The following is an 18,284-nucleotide window of genomic DNA, read 5'->3' on the forward strand; positions in this document are numbered from 1 at the left end:
CGCGAGTTGCCGGATGAGCAAACCCGTTGTAATCCTCAAGACGCTCTGGGCAGCGCTGTCAATCAGCGTCGCGGTCCTGCCGGCTTACGCTGCACCTCCAGGTTCCAATGCAGGCGTCGCACCGCTCCCATTCGTGAGGCCGGACGCTCCCGCTGCAATCCAGGGCTTCACCACCGTTCCGACGCCCGTCCCTGCGCCACCGACAACACCACCGGCCACTCCGGCGCTGGTTCCCGTGCCTGACATTACCGGCGCAATCCCCAGGATGAACCGGCCGCTTGCGACGCCCGCTCCCGCCCCTGCTCTCAAGGCCGGTCTCGATGCACTCTCCGACAACGATGCCGCACAGGCGATCGCCATGCGCGACAGCCTGCCGGAAGGCTCGCTCGACGAAAAGATCCTGACCTGGGCGATTGCCACCTCGGGCGCCCGCGGTATTCCTTCGAGCGAAATTGCCGCTGCGCAGCGCAGGCTCGTCGGATGGCCGGGGCTTTCCACCCTGCGGGCGCAGTCCGAACGCGCGCTCTACCGCGAAAACCCGACGCCGGCCCAGGTGCTTGCCGCTTTCGGCACGACGAAACCGGAAACGCCGGAAGGTGCCGTCATTCTATCGAGGGCGTTGGTGGCAAGCGGCAAACATGCCGATGCCGGGCGCATCCTGAAAAACATCTGGGCATCCGAGCCGCTGGACAAGCCGATGGAAGACCGGATCCTTGCCGAGTTTTCTGCGCTTCTTTCGCCTGCGGATCACCGGGCGCGGATGGATTACCTGATGTACCGCAGCCGCGGCGCGCAGGCGAAGCGCTTTGCCGAGCTCGGCGGTTCGCAATCGCTCTACAAGGCGTGGAACGCCGTCATCGTCAACGCAAAGACGGCAGGACCGGCGATCGAGGCAATTGACCGTTCGCTGGCAAGCGATCCGGCTACCCTGTTCGTGCGGATCGAATATCTGCGCCGGCAGGACAAGTACCAGGAGGCAGCAGCGCTTCTCGCAAAGGCTCCGCGCGAAGCGGGCCGCCTGATCAACACCAGCGAATGGTGGAACGAGCAACGAATCGTTGCCCGCGGGCTCGCCGATCTCGGCGATGTCAGGCTGGCCTACCGGACGGTGTCCGACCCGATGGCAGCACTCTCCACCGACAAGGTGGATGCGGAGTTTCATGCGGGCTGGTACGCGCTGCGGGCGCTGAACGATCCGGCCACAGCCGAAAAGCATTTCTCGAGGATTCTTGCCGCCTCGAGCCGTCCGCTCTCGGCATCGCGCGCGCTCTACTGGCTCGGACGCGCCGCGGAAGCTGGCGGACCGGGTTCCTCATCGGAATTCTACAGCCGCGCTGCCCGGTTCCCCGGCACATTCTATGGCCAGCTCGCCGCCGCAAGGCTGGGCACGCGGACGCTCGATGTCAGTTATCCGACGCCATCGGCAGCCGACCGGCAGATGTTCGAAAACCGCGAGGCCGTTCGGGCTATCGCAAGACTGGACGCCGCCGGCCACGATCGCCGGTCGGCAGCGCTTTACAAGGCACTTGGCGAAGAGCTGACAAGCCCCGGTGAACTCGCGCTGCTTTCGTCACGCGCGGAAGCGCAGGGCGACCATGCGCTGTCGCTCTCGATCGGCAAGAGTGCCTTTTCACGCGGCATCGACGTTGCAGCGCTTGCCTATCCACTGGGCGTCATTCCAACGGCTGCCAATATCGAGGGGTCCGGCAAGGCGCTTGCCTACGCGATCGCCCGGCAGGAAAGCGCGTTCAATCCGACAGCCGTGTCACCGGCCAACGCCCGCGGGCTGCTGCAAATCCTGCCGACGACCGCCCAGGGCGTGGCGAGGCGCCACGGGCTGGCCTTCAAGGCCGACCGATTGACAAGCGATGCCGGCTATAACGCGACGCTCGGCGCCCATTATCTGGGAGAGCAGATCGAGACGTTCGGCGGCTCCTACATCATGACATTCATCGCCTACAATGCGGGGCCGAAACGGGTGAACGAGTGGATTGCCCGCTATGGCGATCCTCGCGGCAAGCCTATCGACGAAGTCGTCGACTGGATCGAGCGCATCCCCTTCCCCGAAACGCGCAACTATGTGCAGCGGGTAATGGAGAACTATCAGGTCTACAAGGTCAGGCTTGGACAGACGTCGGATATCGTGACAGACCTGCGGTTGGGTCGCCGATAATCTTATCTTGCAACGCCTGGTTCATCTGATCACACCTCAGAATGCAAAAAGGCCCGGCAATGCCGGGCCTTTCGCGTTTGATAGCAGAAATCAGAACGTGCGCTGGAAGCGCAAGAGACCCGACCATGCTTCGTCGTCGAGCGTGGCGTTGTTCCACTTGGTGTAGGCAATTTCTGGCTGGATCAGGAAGCCCTGGATCGGCGTCCACTGCAGGTTGGCGACAGCCGAAAGGACGTCGCTATCAGAGTAGGAAACCTGCATGTTGGCAGCAAGGTCTTCGTTGAACTCGTAACCGGCACCACCCCAGACGGCCCAGTCACCCCAGCCGAAGCCATCAATGATTTCAGGTGCATAGGAGTTGAAGCTGTCGCCGTCGCTGTTCCAGCCACCCATCAGGAAGGCGGTGAAGGCGCCGAACTTGCCGCCGACACGTGCCTTGACGGCACCTTCTTCAGCCGATTCGTCGTAACCACCTGTTACGCCGACCATGAAATTGCCTGTGTCGTATTTCAGACCAGCGGCAACATTCGGCCAGTCGCTGGCGCCACCGGCGGTGTCGTTGTCGTTCTGGCCGTCGTCTTCGAGAGCGGCGAATGCCGAGAAGCCGTTGCCACCCTTGTAGGTGTAGGCAACCATGTTGACTTCGCTCGGGCCGTAATTGATGACGTCGTCGCTGTCGACGTTACCGGCGTAATCGATGAAGGATTCATAGAGCGAATCCTGCAGGCCGACCGCAAAGCCGCCGAGTTCGATCGTCGCAACCATCAGGCGGGTACGGGTGTTGTTGCCGTCACTTTCGATGCCGGTGCCAGCCGCATCAATGGCGTCATACTGCGGGTTATAATCGAAGCGCGCCGTAAGGTTGGTCTTTAAAGCACCCCATTCCGTATCGGAAGCTGTGCTCAGGTAGAGCTCGGCACGGGTGTTTGTATAGAGACCATCGGCGTCAGGATTGTAGGCATCGCCATACAGAGCGTCGAAGCGGACGCGACCGCCAACCTTGAGGCAGGTCTCAGTGCCTGGGATGTAGAAGTAGCCTGTGCCAAACGCGTCACAAACGCGAACGTATTCCATGGGTTCCGGTTCGGCTGCGACGATAGCGTCGGCAGCCTGAGCGCCGGAAACTGCTGCCAGGGCAGCAGCGGAGCCAAGAAGAAGGCTCTTGATGTTCATTTTGTAATCTCCAAACAAACGCAGATGAAACAATGCATGTCGTAAAACAAGGTCGTCCATGGAAGCAGGAATCACCCCGAGTCGCGTGGTCGGCTGCCGAGACGCTAGTCGTCGATCAACTTTGCGGCAACGAAATCGGCACTGTCGCGTCCATTAGCGCCTCAATCGAACCGGTCGGTGTTGCAAGCATTCATCAGTTGGTTCGTGTGTTCTAAATCGCTGAAGAGCGGACGATGCTGCGTTGCAGCGAATCGTCGAGCGGCGGACCGGCTCAAACGCCGAAACGCAAAAAGCCCGGCAGAAGCCGGGCCTTTCGTAAAACCAAATCCTTTTAAAGGATCAGAACGTGCGCTGAAGGCGAACCATACCAGCGAACTGGTCTTCGTCGATTGCGTCCCAGCTGGTGTAGGAGATTTCCGGCTGGATCAGGAGACCGGAAACCGGGGTCCACTGAACGTTACCAGTTGCTGCGAAGGTGTCGTTGTCCGTGTAGGAAAGCTGAACGTTGGCAGCAACCTTGTCGGTAAACTTGTAGCCTGCGCCACCCCAAACAGCCCAGTCACCCCAGCTCTGGCCAATGCTGTCGCCAAAAGCGTACTTGTTTGTGGTGTCGCCGTCCGAGTTCCAGCCACCGAGAAGGAAGGCCGAGAATGCGCCGAAGGTGCCGGAGATGCGGGCCTTGATTGCGCCTTCTTCAGCCGATTCGTCGTAACCACCGACAAGCGAAGCTGCGAACGTGCCTGTGTCGTACTTGATACCAGCAACAGCATCGGGCCAATCGCTTGCGCCACCGGGTGTGTCGTTGTCGTTGGTGCCGTCGTCTTCGAGCGAGACCACGGCCTTGAAGCCATTGCCACCGTCAAAGGTGTAGGTAACCTGGTTCAGTTCGAACGGGCCGTAGGAGATCACGTCATCGTTGATGACGTCGCCGGCGTAACCCGAGAAGGACGAGAACTGAGAGTCGGTGAGACCAACCAGGAAGCCGCCCCATGTGATGTAGGCGTCGATGAGACGCGTACGGGTGTTGTTGCCGTCAGAGACGATACCAGTGCCGTTAGTGTCGGAAACCACATCATACTGCGGATTGTAGTCGAAGCGGGCCGTGATACGGGTCTTCAGTGCACCCCATTCGGTGTCAGAAGCCGTGTCGAGCGAGATGTGCGCGCGGGTGTTCGTGTACAGGCCATCGCTATTCGGCCTGTAAGCGTCTGCGTACTGCGCGTCGAAACGAACGTAACCACCGATCTTGAGGCAGGTTTCAGTGCCCGGGATGTAGAAGTAACCGGTGCCGAAAGCGTCGCAAACGCGAACGTATTCCATTGGCTCCGGCTCAGCAGCGACGATAGCGTCGGCAGCCTGGGCACCGGAAACTGCTGCGAGAGCTGCAGCGGAGCCGAGAAGAAGGCTCTTGATGTTCATATTTGACCTCCAGTCAAAGTTTCAAAAGGGGTGAGTAGCTTGCTGGAGCCAGCATATCTGCCCCTCCCCGCGACTCAAGAAACGGCGACGAACCGACGCGCTTCATCTCTTGAGGCTACGAGACCTTCCCAATTGTGACAAGTAAATCGCAAGCTTCGACGTGCATTTTTGGCGTTTATTTGAAAAAGTGTTGCAACGTTTCATCGCATTGGTTTCGAGTGTTAACCAACACTTAATAAACAGGCCGGGAATCGGCGACCGACGATGCTTCCAGAGGAATGTGACAACCTCCCTCATCGGGAAAAATCACCAGGCCACGACGCCGATTCGCGACGGATCGCGCAGAAAAATCAGTGCCACGAACGACAAAAGGCCCGGCGTGAGCCGGGCCTTCCGTTAAACAATCCTTAAATAAGGATTAGAACGTGCGCTGAAGGCGAACCATACCGGTCCACTGATCGTCGTCCATCTGCGCGTTGTCGACGCTCGTGTACGAAACTTCCGGCTGGATCAGGAGACCCGAAACCGGGGTCCACTTGACGTTTGCGGAAGCAGCAAGAACTTCGGAGTCGGTGTAGCCAACCTGTACGTTAGCAGCAACCTTGTCGGTGAACTTGTAGCCAGCGCCGCCCCAGACAGCCCAGTCGCCCCAACCTACCGTAGCATCACCATAGTTGGTACCTGGTGCGTACTTGTTGTTGGTGTCGCCGTCTGTGTTCCAGCCGCCCATGAGGAAGGCCGAGAATGCGCCGAACTTGCCGGAGATGCGGCCCTTTACAGCGCCTTCTTCAGCCGACTCATCGTAACCGCCGACGAGCGAAGCAGCGAACGTGCCGTTGTCGTACTTAGCGCCAAGAACTGCATCCGGCCAGTCGCTTGCGCCACCGGGAGTGTCGTTGTCGTTCGCGCCGTCGTCTTCAAGCGAAGCAACAACCTTGAAGCCGTTGCCGGCGTCGAAGGTGTAGGTAACCTGGTTGAGTTCGAAAGGACCGTAGGAGATCACATCATCGTTGATGATGTCGCCAGCGTAGCCCGAGAACTGCGAGTACTGCGAGTCAGCAAGACCGACCAGGAACCCGCCCCAAGTGATGTAAGCCTGGTTCAGACGAGTGCGAGTGTTGTTGCCATCGAAACCGATGTCAGTGCCGTTGGTGTCGGAGATGACATCATACTGAGGGTTGTAGTCGAAGCGAGCTACGATCTTGGTCTTCAGAGCGCCCCATTCGGTGTCCGAAGCGGTGTCGAGCGAGATGTGAGCGCGAGTGTTGGTGAAGAGACCCTCGCGGTCAAGGCGGTATGCGTCGTTGTACTTAGCGTCGAAACGAACGTAACCACCAACCTTGAGGCAGGTTTCCGTGCCCGGGATGTAGAAGTAACCTGTGCCGAAAGCGTCGCAAACGCGAACGTATTCCATTGGCTCCGGCTCAGCAGCGACGATCGCGTCAGCAGCCTGGGCGCCGGAAACTGCTGCGAGAGCTGCAGCGGAGCCGAGAAGAAGGCTCTTGATGTTCATATTTGACCTCCAGTCAAAGTTTCATATGGGGATGGGTCTTTTGCTAAAGGCCAGCGTTCCCTGCCCGTCCCCGGGACTTTGAAAACGGACGAACCACCGCCGCGCTTCCGTGGTTCAAATTACAAATGCAGGCCGCGCATGCAATCGCGAACTGGCCATCCGCACCTTCTACCCACCTGCTTCACAAACCCGTGTTGCCGAAAGAGCACAAAAGCACCTCGGGCGACCGTTAAAAGTTTACACATCGTTAAGAAACACATTGGAAAGCAGCCACTTAGGCTTCGCGCAAGGTTCAGCGAACTACGCGCGCAACAGCGATTCTAGGATCGCAAATCGATTGGGAGTTTGAAATTTGGGAATGGCGGAGAGGATGGGATTCGAACCCACGATACGGTTTTGCCGTATACTCCCTTAGCAGGGGAGCGCCTTCGACCACTCGGCCACCTCTCCGGTCCGGCCTGATTATTTCGGAACGTTGCCGATTGCAAGGTCTTTCGCAGGCCGATCCCGATTCGAGGCAGGATTCGGCGTGGAATCAGTAGCTGGCGGAGCCTGCACCACCCGAACCGCGTCCATAGCGACCGGCGAGCGTCTTCAGCGCATTGGAATAGAGAGCGACATCGGCGCCGACGGCCACGAACGTTGCGCCGAGATCGAGATAGCGGCGGTTGAGTTCTTCTTCGAAGGTCAAGATGCCGGCCGGTTTGCCGGCGGCGACGATTCGGCGATTCGCGTTCTCGATCACGTCCTGCACTTGCGGTGCACCGATCTGGCCGCGAAAACCCATGTCGGCAGAGAGATCTGCCGGACCGATGAAGATGCCGTCAACGCCTTCGACCTCCGCGATTCGCTCGATGTCATCGATCGCCGCCATGGTTTCGACCTGCACCAGAAGGCAGATCTCGTCTGCAGCCGTGTCTGTATAGTCTGCGATCGCGTTGAAGGCGGACGCGCGGGCAACGGCTGCACCCACGCCGCGCTTTCCCTCCGGCGGATAGCGGACGGCATCAACCAGTGCTTTCGCCTGCTCGGCGGAATCGACCATCGGCACCAGAAGCGTGCGGGCGCCGATGTCGAGCAGTTGCTTGATCATCCAGGTTTCGCCCATCGGCGGGCGAACGACGGCTTCCGATGAGGAGGAGGACAGGGCCTGCAACTGCGCCATGATGCTGCGCAGGTCGTTCGGTCCGTGTTCGCCATCGATGACCAGCCAGTCGAAGCCCGCATGGCCGGCAATTTCCGCCGGCAACGGCTCGGCCATGTTGAGCCAGAGGCCGATTTGCGGCAGGCCGGCTTGCAAACGAGCCTTGAAGGCGTTTTTCGGTGCCGGCATGGTATCTCCTTTTAAAAAATGCTGTCTTTATTACGCGAGCAACTGCTTGAGGTCGGTCGCCGGATCGGCGATCAGCGCCTTGTCTGCCGTCAGGCCGTTGTCCAGCAGCTTCTTGCCGGTCACATAGGCCTTGGCGTCGTTGATCGCATCCACCGCGATCAGGCGGCCCTCGCGGAAATACCAGATCGAGACGCTGCCTTCCCGGCTGCCCGGCCGCATCACTGTCTCGTCGTAGCCGAGGTTGAACCCGGCGATCTGCAGCTTCACGTCATACTGGTCGGACCAGAACCACGGCTTTGCCTCGTAGGGCTCGGCTGACCCGGTCAGGGTCGCGGCAACCGATTCGGCCTGGTCGACTGCGTTCTGCACCGACTCGAGACGGATGTTGTTGCCCTTCCAGGGCAGCATGGCGCAATCGCCCATGGCAAAGATTGCCGGATCGGACGTGCGAGCATAGTCGTCGACGAGGATGCCATTGCCAACGTCGAGGCCGCATTGCTGGGCCAGCCGGTCGTTCGGCGTGACGCCGATACCGACGATGACGAAATCGATATCGATGACCGTGCCATCGGACAACTCGGCCCCGCGAACCCGGCCGTCCTCGCCGATCAGGCGGGTAAGGCCTGTCTTTTCCCGGATGACGACACCGTGCTCGGCGTGAATGGCCCGCATCACGTCGGCGGTTTCCTTCGACGCGACTCGCTGGAGAATGCGGTCAGCCATCTCGATGAGCGTCACTTCAAGCCCGAGATGGCGGGCGACAGCTGCGGCTTCGAGGCCGATATAGCCACCGCCGATGATCAGAAGCCGGCGACCTGCCTTCATCTCGTCGGCGAGGAGATCGGCGTTGCGCTTGTCACGGACGGTAAAGACACCCGTGAGATCACCGCCGATGCTGGCTGGAAGGGTGCGCGGCGTCGAGCCGGTGGTCAGCGCCAGATGTTCATATTCGAGGACAGACCCGTCCTGCATTCGGATCGTCTTTGCATCCCGGTCAATTTCTTCGACAAAGGTCGAGAGCCGGAGCTCGACATCGTGTTCCGCAAACCAGGTTTCCGGGCGAAACGTCAGGCGGTCGAAACTCATCTCGCCCATCAGGTACTTCTTGGACAGTGGCGGCCGCTGATAGGGAATGACATCTTCGGAGCCAATCATCGTGATCGGCCGCTCATCCTTCAGCGCTCTCAGCTTGGCGGCGAGCGCGAACCCGGCCTGCCCTGCCCCGACGATCACCAATCTACCTGCTGCCACGCCCTGCTCCCATCGCGAAAAACTCGCGGCTGAAGGGGTAGCGCCGCCCCGGCGACCCGTCAACAGCCCGATTTCGGCACACTAACGGTGCAACTTGCGCAACGCGTGATCATGACGCGACGAAAACGCGCAGATCAGCGGCATTTTACCCATCTGTTTCAGAATGATTCATAAAAAGAGGAATAAAGTCATAGTCGAGGACGAGAACGAGGGAGGCGATCTGCCGGGTACGATGATGAAGGATACCGCACACGACCATGCTCACACGGGCGATCGGGCATTTGAAAAGTTCACGATAGACCGGCCTGGCCGGATCATCTTTGTCGGACACCATCTCTCGACCAATACCGCCTTCCGCTGCCTGATCCGGACCATCTCTCTCTATGGCGCCGAATTGGACGTCAGTCCCAGCCTGCCGGTACCGGCCAACTTCTTCCTGGAAATCCTCGGCATTCACGACGAAATCGGCTGCACCGTGATGCGCCGCGAAGAGGAGAAGGTCACGGTCGCCTTCAACATGCTGATCGATGCGGAATTCCTGCATCACGTCATCCGGCTTTCGTTCGAAACGAGCCACTAAGCCGGGTCGTCGTCAGGGGCATAGTTTTGCTTCATGCGCGCCATCAGCGGCCTTGTCCGCCCTTGCACGCCGTTCAAAGCCCCCTATTGTGTGCGGACTTTTTGAACCGGATCCTGATATCATGTCTTCATTCTCGCGCTTCACGCCGCTCATTGGCGCTCTTCCCGCGACCGTTCCCTTTGTCGGCCCCGAGGCCATTGAGCGCGCCAGAGGGCTTGCCGTGCAAGCCCGAATTGGCGCCAACGAGAACGGGTTCGGCCCTGCCCCGTCAGTCATCGAAGCCATGAAGTCCGCCGCCGCAGACAGCTGGAAATATTCGGACCCGGAGAATTACCAGCTGAAGCAGGCGCTTGCCGCGCATCTTGGCTGCAACGCCGAAAACATTGCGATCGGCGAAGGCGTGGACGGCCTGCTCGGGCAGATCGTGCGGATGGTGATCGAGCCGGGAATGCCCGTCGTCTCGTCCTACGGTGCCTATCCAACCTTCAACTTCCATGTCGCCGGCCATGGCGGCACGCTGGTGACGGTGCCCTACCGCGACGATCGCGAAGATCTCGACGCCCTGATGGACGCCGTCATCCGCGAAAACGCGCCGCTGGTCTACTTCGCCAATCCCGACAATCCGATGGGCAGCTGGAACGACGCCGAAAAGATCGTCTCCTTCGCGCGGGGCCTGCCGGAAAGCTGCCTGATGGTGCTGGACGAGGCCTATTGCGAAACGGCGCCCGATGGCGCAGCGCCGAAGCTTTCGGCATTGATCGACCTGCCGAACATCATCCGCACCCGGACCTTCTCCAAGGCCTACGGTCTGGCGGGCGCGCGGGTCGGCTACACCATCTCGACGCCCGACAACGCCACCGCGTTCGACAAGATCCGCAACCATTTCGGCATGAACCGGGTCGGCGTGGCAGCAGCACTGGCGGCACTGAAAGACCAGGATTATCTGGCTGAGGTGATCGACAAGATCAAAGCCTCTCGCGACCGGATCTCGGCGATCGCCCGGGCCAACGGGCTCGAGCCGCTGCCATCGGCAACCAATTTCGTGGCGATCGACTGCGGCCGCGATGGTACCCATGCGCGGGCGATCGTCGACGGTCTGATGGAGCACGGCGTCTTCATTCGTATGCCGGGCGTGGCACCTCTCAACCGCTGCATCCGCATCAGCGCAGGACCGGAGCAGGATATGGCATTGCTGGAAGAGGTGCTGCCGAAAGTTCTGAAGGGTCTCTAGAACAGAAAAAGACCGCGCCGGCCTTGTTTCTGCCGGTCGCGGTCTTTTGATCTTCAGCGGCTGCGGTTTGTTGCCGGGAACAGCTCCGGTTCGCGCCGCGTCTCCATCCCGTTTTCTCTCTGGTAGGCCCGTGTTCTTGATCGCCGGCCTTCTTCTGGGCCGGTCGCATGACTGAATATGCGCTTGCGCGTTAGTGGATGGTCATCCATTCGCGGGCTGCGCGCAGCGCTTCTGCAAGCTGCATCTTGGTCATCGTCGCGGCGAGATCGGCGCGCAATTCGGCGGCGCGGTCGCAGCCCTTGATCGCGGCGATGTTCAACCACTTGTGGGCAGAGACCAGATCGACCGGGCAACCCCGTCCGGTCGCATACATCAGACCCATGTCGCAGAGAACGTCTGCGCGAGCCTCGCCACCCATGGTGGCCATTTCGGAAGCATTCATTTCAAAGCGTGCCATCGGTTCGTATCCCTGTTTCGAGAACGTTGTTCTTGTCGTCTGCCCTGTTTTCCGTCGGGACCGTCGCTGTCTTGTGCAGCTTGTTATCGGCCCTTCCGGGGTGGCGGTTTGTGCCGCTCTTTGATGATTTGAGTATCGGCCAAAGCTTGCAAAAAGCGCCTAAAAAGCATGATTAATTTGCTGAAAACAAAGTGCAAACGCTTGGTAAACTTGGTTTTTTGTTAAACATCGCGGCCCTTGGCTATTAAGGGTTTTGCGGACATTTTTACGAAAAATTCAGATCTGGATTTCAACCCTTTCTTCACCACGAATTCGGGTCGCGTTTTCATCGCGTCGAAATAAACGCGCGTCGCTCGGCGAAAACGGCGGGAGATTCGGCTGATATTCCGCCCCATGCGCAGGCTCAGGATATTTACCTTTACGTGTGCGTAAGCTAGATTTTCCGCTGTTCGCGCGAGGAGGTGCGAACGCTCAGACATATGACCGGTGCGGAAGCGCCGGCTCCGGGAGGGAAAACCATCATGAAGCGCATTTCGATACTCGCAGCTGCTTTCTCATTCTTCGCCTTCGGCATAGCCGGCACCGGCCATGCGGCAGAAGCGATCGAGGGCAACTGGAAGACCGCAAGCGGCGAGACGGCAGAGATCGGCAAATGCGGCGGCGCCTTCTGCGTGACGCTGAAAACCGGCAAGCATGCGGGACGGCAGATCGGCAAGCTTTCGCCCAAGGGCAGCGACTATACCGGCGAGATCACCGATCCCGAGGCGGACAAGACCTATAGCGGCTCCGGCTCGGTCAGCGGCAATTCGCTCAAGATGAAGGGCTGCGTGATGAAGATCCTCTGCAAGTCGCAGACCTGGACGCGCCTCTGACGCTATCGTCGCGATAGCAGGCGGCAGCGTTTGCAATCCCGGCAGTCACCTCTGTAACGGGTGGGCCGGGATAGCAGTGCAGGTCTCGCCGGCGATTGGGGATGAGATCAGGCTATTATCCCCGTCAGCTGTCGTTTGATTGTCGAAAACTTCCCATTATAATAGCGCATGAACACACGAATCTCTTCACTCCCCGCCCTTGCTTTCATCAGCCCGAGCCCTGTCGCGGCGCAGGCTTTCGACAATGCGGAAGCAGCCGTCGATGCGCTGACAGCGCTTTACGAGCGCAACACGTCCTTCCTGATCGATGCCTTCGGCGCACTTGCGAAGGGTGCGGCCGTGACCGGTCGATACCGCGCCTGCTATCCGCAGGTGATGATCGAGACCACGTCGTTCGGCCATGCGGATTCGCGTCTCTCCTATGGCCACGTGACGTCCCCCGGCGTCTACACGACAACGGTGACCCGGCCGAAACTGTTTCGCCATTACCTGATCGAGCAGCTCGATCTGCTCATTCGCAACCACGGCGTTCCCGTGATCGTGTCGGAATCGACGACACCGATCCCGCTGCATTTCGCATTCGGCGAAGGCGCGCATATCGAGTCGTCCGTCAGCAACGCGATGGCCGACATCCCGATGCGCGACCTGTTCGACACGCCGGATCTCAACAATACGGACGATCTTATCGCCAATGGCGAATACGAGGCCCCGTTCGGCGAGCCTGCGCCGCTTGCGCCGTTTACCGCGCAGCGCATCGATTATTCGCTGGCAAGGCTCAGCCATTATACCGCGACCGGGGCAGAGCATTTCCAGAATTACGTGCTGTTCACGAACTACCAGTTCTACATCGACGAATTCGCCGCCTGGGCGCGTAAGCTGATGGCGGAAGGTGGCGACGGGTATACGGAGTTCGTGGAGCCGGGCAACATCCTCACCACCGCCGGCAACGACCGGCCGGAGAACCCGGGCACGATCCGGATGCCGCAGATGCCGGCCTATCACCTCAAGAAGGGCGATCATTCCGGCATTACTCTCGTGAATATCGGCGTCGGGCCTTCCAATGCGAAGACGATTACCGACCACGTCGCCGTGCTGCGTCCGCATGCGTGGCTGATGGTGGGACATTGCGCGGGCCTTCGCAACAGCCAGCGGCTGGGTGATTACGTGCTGGCCCACGCCTATGTTCGCGAAGACCATGTGCTCGATGACGACCTGCCCGTCTGGATCCCGATCCCGGCGCTTGCCGAAGTGCAGCAGGCGCTGGAAAGCGCCGTCGAGGAAGTGACCGGTTACGAGGGTTTCGAGCTGAAGCGGATCATGCGCACCGGCACAGTGGCGACGATCGACAACCGCAACTGGGAACTGCGCGACCAGCGCGGCCCGGTAAAGCGGCTTTCGCAGTCGAGAGCGATCGCGCTCGACATGGAATCGGCAACGATTGCCGCAAACGGCTTCCGGTTCCGTGTGCCCTATGGAACGCTGCTCTGCGTCTCCGACCGGCCGCTGCATGGCGAACTGAAGCTGCCCGGCATGGCGACGGCGTTCTACCGGACCCAGGTCAGCCAGCATCTACAGATCGGCATCCGTGCCGTGCAGAAACTGGCGGCGATGCCCACTGAGACGCTGCATTCGCGCAAGCTGCGAAGCTTTTACGAGACGGCTTTCCAGTGACAGCGGGTCAAATCGCGTATACACTTGTGCGTGCATGGAGGCTGCAATGCGCGCGACATCGACAGTCAACGATGACCTACTGATTGAGGCGAAGGAGATCAGCGGGCTGCCGGAAACGGCAACAGTCGAGGACGTGCTTCGCCACTTCGTGGAAGGTGAGCGGAGGCAGCGTGCCCTAAACGCGCTGGAGGGCACGGGATGGGACGGGCCCCGCCACAGCCGTCCAACATTCGAGACGCTGGCGGAAGAATTCCGCAGGCTGACGGCAGACCGTGACCACACACTATCGGAAGTGCTGCAGCGCGAGGGGCGCAACAAGCGATGACCCTTTACGTGGTCGATGCGAGCGTTGTCGTCAAATGGGTCGTCGAAGAACCCGGCACACCGCAGGCGATGACCCTTTTGAACCGACACGAGTTGGCGGCGCCCGATCTCATCCTGGCGGAGTGCGCCAACATTTTCTGGAAAAAGGTGCGGCGCCGGGAGTTGTCACTGCCGGAGGCAAGGTTTGCCGCTCTGATGATCGAGGGATCGGATCTCCAGCTTCGGGAGATGCTGCCGATCTGGCTGGCGGCCATAGAGCTCGCCGCGCGGATCGACCATCCGGCCTACGATTGCCTGTATCTGGCCCTTGACCAACGTGAAGGGCTGCAATTCGTGACGGCCGATGAAAGCCTTGTGCGCAAGCTGGGTCAGAGTACCGATCGGGCCGTAAGGAAGCTGGCTGTTCCTCTTTCGTCTTTCGCCTGATCAATCCCCCCTCTTCGGCCGTGCCGCCAAAAGCGACAATGCGGTGCCGACGAGTGACGAGACGATGACGAGGATGTGGGTGTTGACCGCAGCCTTGCCGAGTTCCTCCAATGCCATCCCACCCGCATCCGCTCCGAAGGCAATGGCTCCCGCAGTGATGCCGGCCGGATAGGTGCCGACGCCGGCGGGTGCGTGGACGGGCAGTACCGAGGACAATTCACCACCGAGCGCGCCGCCGAAACCCGGGCCGACCGAGAGCCCGCCGAGCAGGCCGAGGACCCAGGCAAGAACCGCGATCTTGGTGAACCAGTTGACCAGTGTTGCGCCCCAGGCCCGAGCAAAGGCGTTTGCATCAAGCGGCAGTCCGGCCTTGATCTCGTCGAGCAGCGTCTTCCCCTTCGCCGGCAGCAGCTTTTCCGCGAGCTTGAAGGCATGGCCGCGTAAGGCAAAGGCTAGCGCCGGCAGGATGAGAAACGCGGCCCACAACGCCCACGCCCAGATTGCACCCGTCGTACCACCCGTCTGCAGCACGAGCCCGACGCCGGCAGCGGCCAACAGGGCGTGCAGATCGAACAGCCGCATGACGAGAAGCGCTGCCGTTGCGCGGGTGAGAGAAACGCCGAACTCGCGCCGCATCAGAAGCGGGAAGCTTGCTTCGCCCGAGCGGAATGGCAGCATGATGTTGAGAAGGTTGTGGACCTGCACGAGCCGCAGCAACGTGCCGAAGCGGCCGCCGGTTTCGTGCGGGAAATAATCATAGATCCGCCAGGTGCGCAGCACATAGGTCGCAAGCAATAACACGAGCGCTAAAGCAGCCGTTCCCCACCCGGCGGCGCTCCATAATGAAACGACCCTGCCCCAGCCCCAGACATAGTGGATGAAGGCGGCGTAGAGGGCCACGATCGCAACTGTGCCAAGCGTCATGGCGTGGCGAATTATCCACGGTCTGCGGCTGGAAACCGGAGAATTCTTCATATATCAGGGGGCCCAATACGAGGTTTCGGGTCAAGCATTAAGACCAAGGCGCAGAGACTGCGGCCGCCATGCCGGCGGACCGTCACGCCCGAGGTTTCCCGAGTTTCTAGGAGAAACACAAGGTGCGTACAACAGCAAGTTCGGCGGCCGGTACGATCGATGGCACGCTTGATGGTACGATCGGCACCGTTTCACCGGTCGAACTCTCCCTCGTCGTGCCGCTCTTCAACGAAGAGGAAAGCGTCGGTCCGCTGATCGAGCGGATCTGCGCCGCCATGGCCACCTATCCCTCGGCATGGGAGCTGATCCTGGTCGACGACGGAAGCACCGACGCGACGATCGCCAATGCGAAGCTTTCGCTGTCGCGTTCGGGTCTCATCCTGCGGATCATCGAGCTGCAGCGCAATTTCGGCCAGACGGCCGCCATGCAGGCCGGCATTACGGAAGCACGCGGCCGGCTGATTGCGACGCTCGACGGCGACCTGCAGAACGACCCCAAAGACATTCCTTCGATGGTCGCCGAACTCGAGCGACGCGAACTCGACCTCCTGGTCGGCTGGCGCAAGAACCGCCAGGATGGGCTGTTCCTGCGCAAGGTGCCTTCCTTTATCGCCAACCGGCTGATCGGCCGCATCACCGGCGTCCGCCTGCATGACTACGGCTGCTCGCTGAAAATCTATCGCTCGGCTGTCATCAAGCAGGTCCAACTGATGGGCGAGATGCACCGCTTTATCCCGGCCTGGGTTGCGGGCGTCGTGCCGAGCTCGCGGATCGGCGAAATGCCTGTCACCCATCACGCCCGCCAGCACGGCGTTTCGAAATACGGGATCTCGCGCACCTTCCGCGTCATTCTCGATCTTCTGTCGGTGATGTTCTTCATGCGCTTCAAGGCGCGGCCGGGGCATTTCTTTGGATCGCTCGGCCTTGGCCTCGGTGCGCTTTCGGCGCTGATCCTGTTTTACCTGTTCATCGACAAGTTCATTCTGGGCAACGATATCGGTACACGTCCGCTCTTCATGATCGGCGTGATGCTGTTCCTGTCCTCGGTGCAGATGATCACCACCGGCATCCTCGCCGAAATGATCGCCCGCATCTACTACCGTGACGGCGCGTCGCTCTCCTATATCGTCAGGGCAGTCCACGAGGGTGTCGCCTCGAGTGACGCTACGCCGCAGCCGTGACACACTCAGCGATATTCTGAAAAAACACGTCAAAAGGGCAGCCGGCACGCTGGCTTGCCGCTTGATCTGCGGGCACGGCATGATACGCCAGACAGACATTCGCGCCTGAATTATTCAGTCTTCGTCACCGGCGGACCTGGAGAAAACCTTTTGCATAGCCTTGAGGGTTCACATTTCTCCACTGTCAGGGTCTCCGCGGACCGGCTTTCCCGCGGCCGCACGTTTTTCACGGTCCTGGCGGTCTATTTTCTGGTGAATATTGGGGTGCGTCTGGTTCTGCCGCATGCGCTGGAGCTTGACGAAGGCGAACAGGCCTATCTGTCGCAATGGCTGCTGGCCGGATACGGCACCCAGCCGCCGATCTACAACTGGCTGCAATACCTCGCGGTTCATCTCTTTGGCATGTCGATGCCGACTTTGTCGGGACTGAAGAACCTGCTTCTGTTCGGTGCCTACGGCTTCTATTTCCTCGCTGCCCGACAGGTCTTGAAGGACAAGCGCCTCGCGGTGGTGGCGGTGCTCGGTCTTTTGACCATCCCGCAGGTCTCGTTCGAGGCGCAACGGGACCTCAGCCACACCGTGGCGGCGATCTTCGGCAGTTCACTCTTCCTGTTTGCGCTGTTCAGGCTCTTATCCGTTCCGACGCTTGCCTCGTTCCTTCTGTTCGGGCTCGCCACGGGAATCGGGGGAATGACCAAGTACAACTTTGTCCTTCTTCCGCTCTGCGCGATGCTTGCAGTGCTGATGGAAAGCCGGTTTCGAGACCGGGTGCTGGACTGGCGCATCCTTTTGAGCGGCCTGGTGGCGCTGCTTGTCGTTGCCCCGCACGCCGTCTGGCTGCTCGACAATTTCGAGGCGGCCAGCAGCCGGTCGGTGGACAAACTCATCAGCGCTGACGCCGGTACGCTCGCAGCGATCTCCCGCGGACTGCGATCTCTGCTCCTGTCATCGACCGGGTTCATGGCCCTCACCGCAGCGGTGTTCGCCATCTCGCTGCGTGAAAAGCTTTCGACGGTCTTCAAGGCCGAGGACGACTGGAGCCGGCTTGCCGGTCGCATCCTGGCATTCGTGATGGCCGTCCTTTTGGGCATGGTCCTGTTCGGCGGCGTGGATGACGTGCGCGACCGCTGGCTCACGCCGCTGCTGCTGATTCTGCCGCTTTACCTGACGCTGAAGATCGACGCAGCCGGGATCGACATATCGATGCCGCTCAAGCGCCTCTGGGTGACTGCTGCGGCGATCATGGTGATTATTCCCCTGATCCTGTTTGGAAGAGTGGCGATCGACCCCTTCACGCGCAACTACGGTTACGTCAACATTCCCTTCGACAAGTTGGCGAAGCAGATCGAGCCGGAACTCGCAAGCGACGGTTCCGACCCGCGCCCGATGCTGATCATTGCCGCCGATGGGCATCTGGCGGGAAATATGCGTTTCAACCTGCCCGATACGACCGTTGTCGTCTCGCACCAGCCGGCCGGCATGGTGACCACGGCAATCTCAGCCTATCGCAAGGGAGTCTTTGTCTGGCGCCGCTCGGATGGCACAATGCCGGACGGGTTTCAGGCCGTCTTTGGCCGCTATTTGAAGACGCAGGGGCTCGAAGGGCTTTCGGCTACCCCGGTCATCCTGCGCTTTCCCTACTCCTGGGGACACGAAGGCGACCAGTACCCATTCGCCATGGCAATTGTCGATCTCCCGGACTGAC

At 60.3% G+C, this 18,284-nt stretch carries 16 protein-coding genes and 1 tRNA gene; 9 read left to right on the top strand and 8 right to left on the bottom strand.

Going from position 1 to position 18,284, the window contains the following annotated elements; genetic code table 11:
• The first annotated feature begins 13 nt into the window (after positions 1-13).
• The gene (locus AC0JZ8_RS17415; protein ID WP_471893028.1) at positions 14-2,173 is read left to right on the top strand and encodes a lytic transglycosylase domain-containing protein; all 2,160 of its coding nucleotides are present in this window, start codon (positions 14-16) and stop codon (positions 2,171-2,173) included.
• Between the two features lie 90 nt (positions 2,174-2,263).
• Here the strand turns inward: AC0JZ8_RS17415 and AC0JZ8_RS17420 are convergent, their stop codons facing one another.
• The 6 genes from AC0JZ8_RS17420 to AC0JZ8_RS17445 form a co-directional block, all read right to left on the bottom strand.
• Complete coding sequence (locus AC0JZ8_RS17420; RefSeq protein ID WP_471893029.1) at positions 2,264-3,346, bottom strand: porin; 1,083 nt, start codon at positions 3,344-3,346, stop codon at positions 2,264-2,266.
• A 339-nt stretch (positions 3,347-3,685) separates the two neighbouring features.
• Positions 3,686-4,765, bottom strand: a complete 1,080-nt coding sequence (locus AC0JZ8_RS17425) for a porin (protein ID WP_113166387.1) — start codon at positions 4,763-4,765, stop codon at positions 3,686-3,688.
• A 418-nt stretch (positions 4,766-5,183) separates the two neighbouring features.
• Positions 5,184-6,278: a porin gene (locus AC0JZ8_RS17430; RefSeq protein WP_113166386.1), complete on the bottom strand. Its 1,095-nt coding sequence runs from the start codon at positions 6,276-6,278 to the stop codon at positions 5,184-5,186.
• Between the two features lie 359 nt (positions 6,279-6,637).
• Positions 6,638-6,728, bottom strand: a tRNA-Ser gene (locus tag AC0JZ8_RS17435).
• Positions 6,729-6,813: 85 nt separating this feature from the next.
• Positions 6,814-7,611: an aldolase/citrate lyase family protein gene (locus tag AC0JZ8_RS17440; protein WP_471893030.1), complete on the bottom strand. Its 798-nt coding sequence runs from the start codon at positions 7,609-7,611 to the stop codon at positions 6,814-6,816.
• A gap of 30 nt (positions 7,612-7,641) precedes the next feature.
• Complete coding sequence (locus AC0JZ8_RS17445; protein WP_192086798.1) at positions 7,642-8,862, bottom strand: NAD(P)/FAD-dependent oxidoreductase; 1,221 nt, start codon at positions 8,860-8,862, stop codon at positions 7,642-7,644.
• A gap of 235 nt (positions 8,863-9,097) precedes the next feature.
• Between AC0JZ8_RS17445 and AC0JZ8_RS17450 the strand changes: the two genes are divergently transcribed.
• Together AC0JZ8_RS17450 and AC0JZ8_RS17455 are read left to right on the top strand one after the other, a co-directional pair.
• Complete coding sequence (locus AC0JZ8_RS17450; protein WP_244474013.1) at positions 9,098-9,442, top strand: hypothetical protein; 345 nt, start codon at positions 9,098-9,100, stop codon at positions 9,440-9,442.
• Positions 9,443-9,563: 121 nt separating this feature from the next.
• Positions 9,564-10,673 (top strand): pyridoxal phosphate-dependent aminotransferase, encoded by a 1,110-nt coding sequence (locus tag AC0JZ8_RS17455; RefSeq protein WP_471893031.1) that lies wholly within the window; start codon positions 9,564-9,566, stop codon positions 10,671-10,673.
• A 190-nt stretch (positions 10,674-10,863) separates the two neighbouring features.
• Here AC0JZ8_RS17455 and AC0JZ8_RS17460 read toward each other — a convergent pair whose 3' ends face one another.
• The gene (locus AC0JZ8_RS17460) at positions 10,864-11,130 is read right to left on the bottom strand and encodes an SEL1-like repeat protein (RefSeq protein WP_062579770.1); all 267 of its coding nucleotides are present in this window, start codon (positions 11,128-11,130) and stop codon (positions 10,864-10,866) included.
• Positions 11,131-11,651: 521 nt separating this feature from the next.
• Here AC0JZ8_RS17460 and AC0JZ8_RS17465 point away from each other — a divergent pair.
• From AC0JZ8_RS17465 to AC0JZ8_RS17480, 4 genes are all read left to right on the top strand, one after another.
• The gene (locus AC0JZ8_RS17465) at positions 11,652-12,002 is read left to right on the top strand and encodes a DUF2147 domain-containing protein (protein WP_192086800.1); all 351 of its coding nucleotides are present in this window, start codon (positions 11,652-11,654) and stop codon (positions 12,000-12,002) included.
• Between the two features lie 168 nt (positions 12,003-12,170).
• Positions 12,171-13,673, top strand: a complete 1,503-nt coding sequence (gene amn / locus AC0JZ8_RS17470; protein ID WP_062453407.1) for an AMP nucleosidase — start codon at positions 12,171-12,173, stop codon at positions 13,671-13,673.
• Positions 13,674-13,719: 46 nt separating this feature from the next.
• A complete protein-coding gene (locus AC0JZ8_RS17475; protein WP_471893032.1) occupies positions 13,720-13,998 on the top strand; it encodes a hypothetical protein in 279 nt (92 codons plus the stop codon).
• 8 nt (positions 13,999-14,006) lie between these two features.
• A complete protein-coding gene (locus AC0JZ8_RS17480) occupies positions 14,007-14,423 on the top strand; it encodes a type II toxin-antitoxin system VapC family toxin (protein ID WP_471893033.1) in 417 nt (138 codons plus the stop codon).
• On the opposite strand, the gene AC0JZ8_RS17485 is transcribed toward AC0JZ8_RS17480, so the two are convergent.
• Positions 14,424-15,398: a lysylphosphatidylglycerol synthase domain-containing protein gene (locus tag AC0JZ8_RS17485; protein WP_471893034.1), complete on the bottom strand. Its 975-nt coding sequence runs from the start codon at positions 15,396-15,398 to the stop codon at positions 14,424-14,426.
• Between the two features lie 155 nt (positions 15,399-15,553).
• Here AC0JZ8_RS17485 and AC0JZ8_RS17490 point away from each other — a divergent pair, with 155 nt between their 5' ends.
• Positions 15,554-16,579, top strand: a complete 1,026-nt coding sequence (locus AC0JZ8_RS17490) for a glycosyltransferase family 2 protein (RefSeq protein ID WP_062580229.1) — start codon at positions 15,554-15,556, stop codon at positions 16,577-16,579.
• Between the two features lie 150 nt (positions 16,580-16,729).
• Complete coding sequence (locus AC0JZ8_RS17495; RefSeq protein ID WP_471893035.1) at positions 16,730-18,283, top strand: ArnT family glycosyltransferase; 1,554 nt, start codon at positions 16,730-16,732, stop codon at positions 18,281-18,283.
• Position 18,284: the final 1 nt, after the last annotated feature.

Source organism: Velazquezella soli (assembly GCF_977018685.1).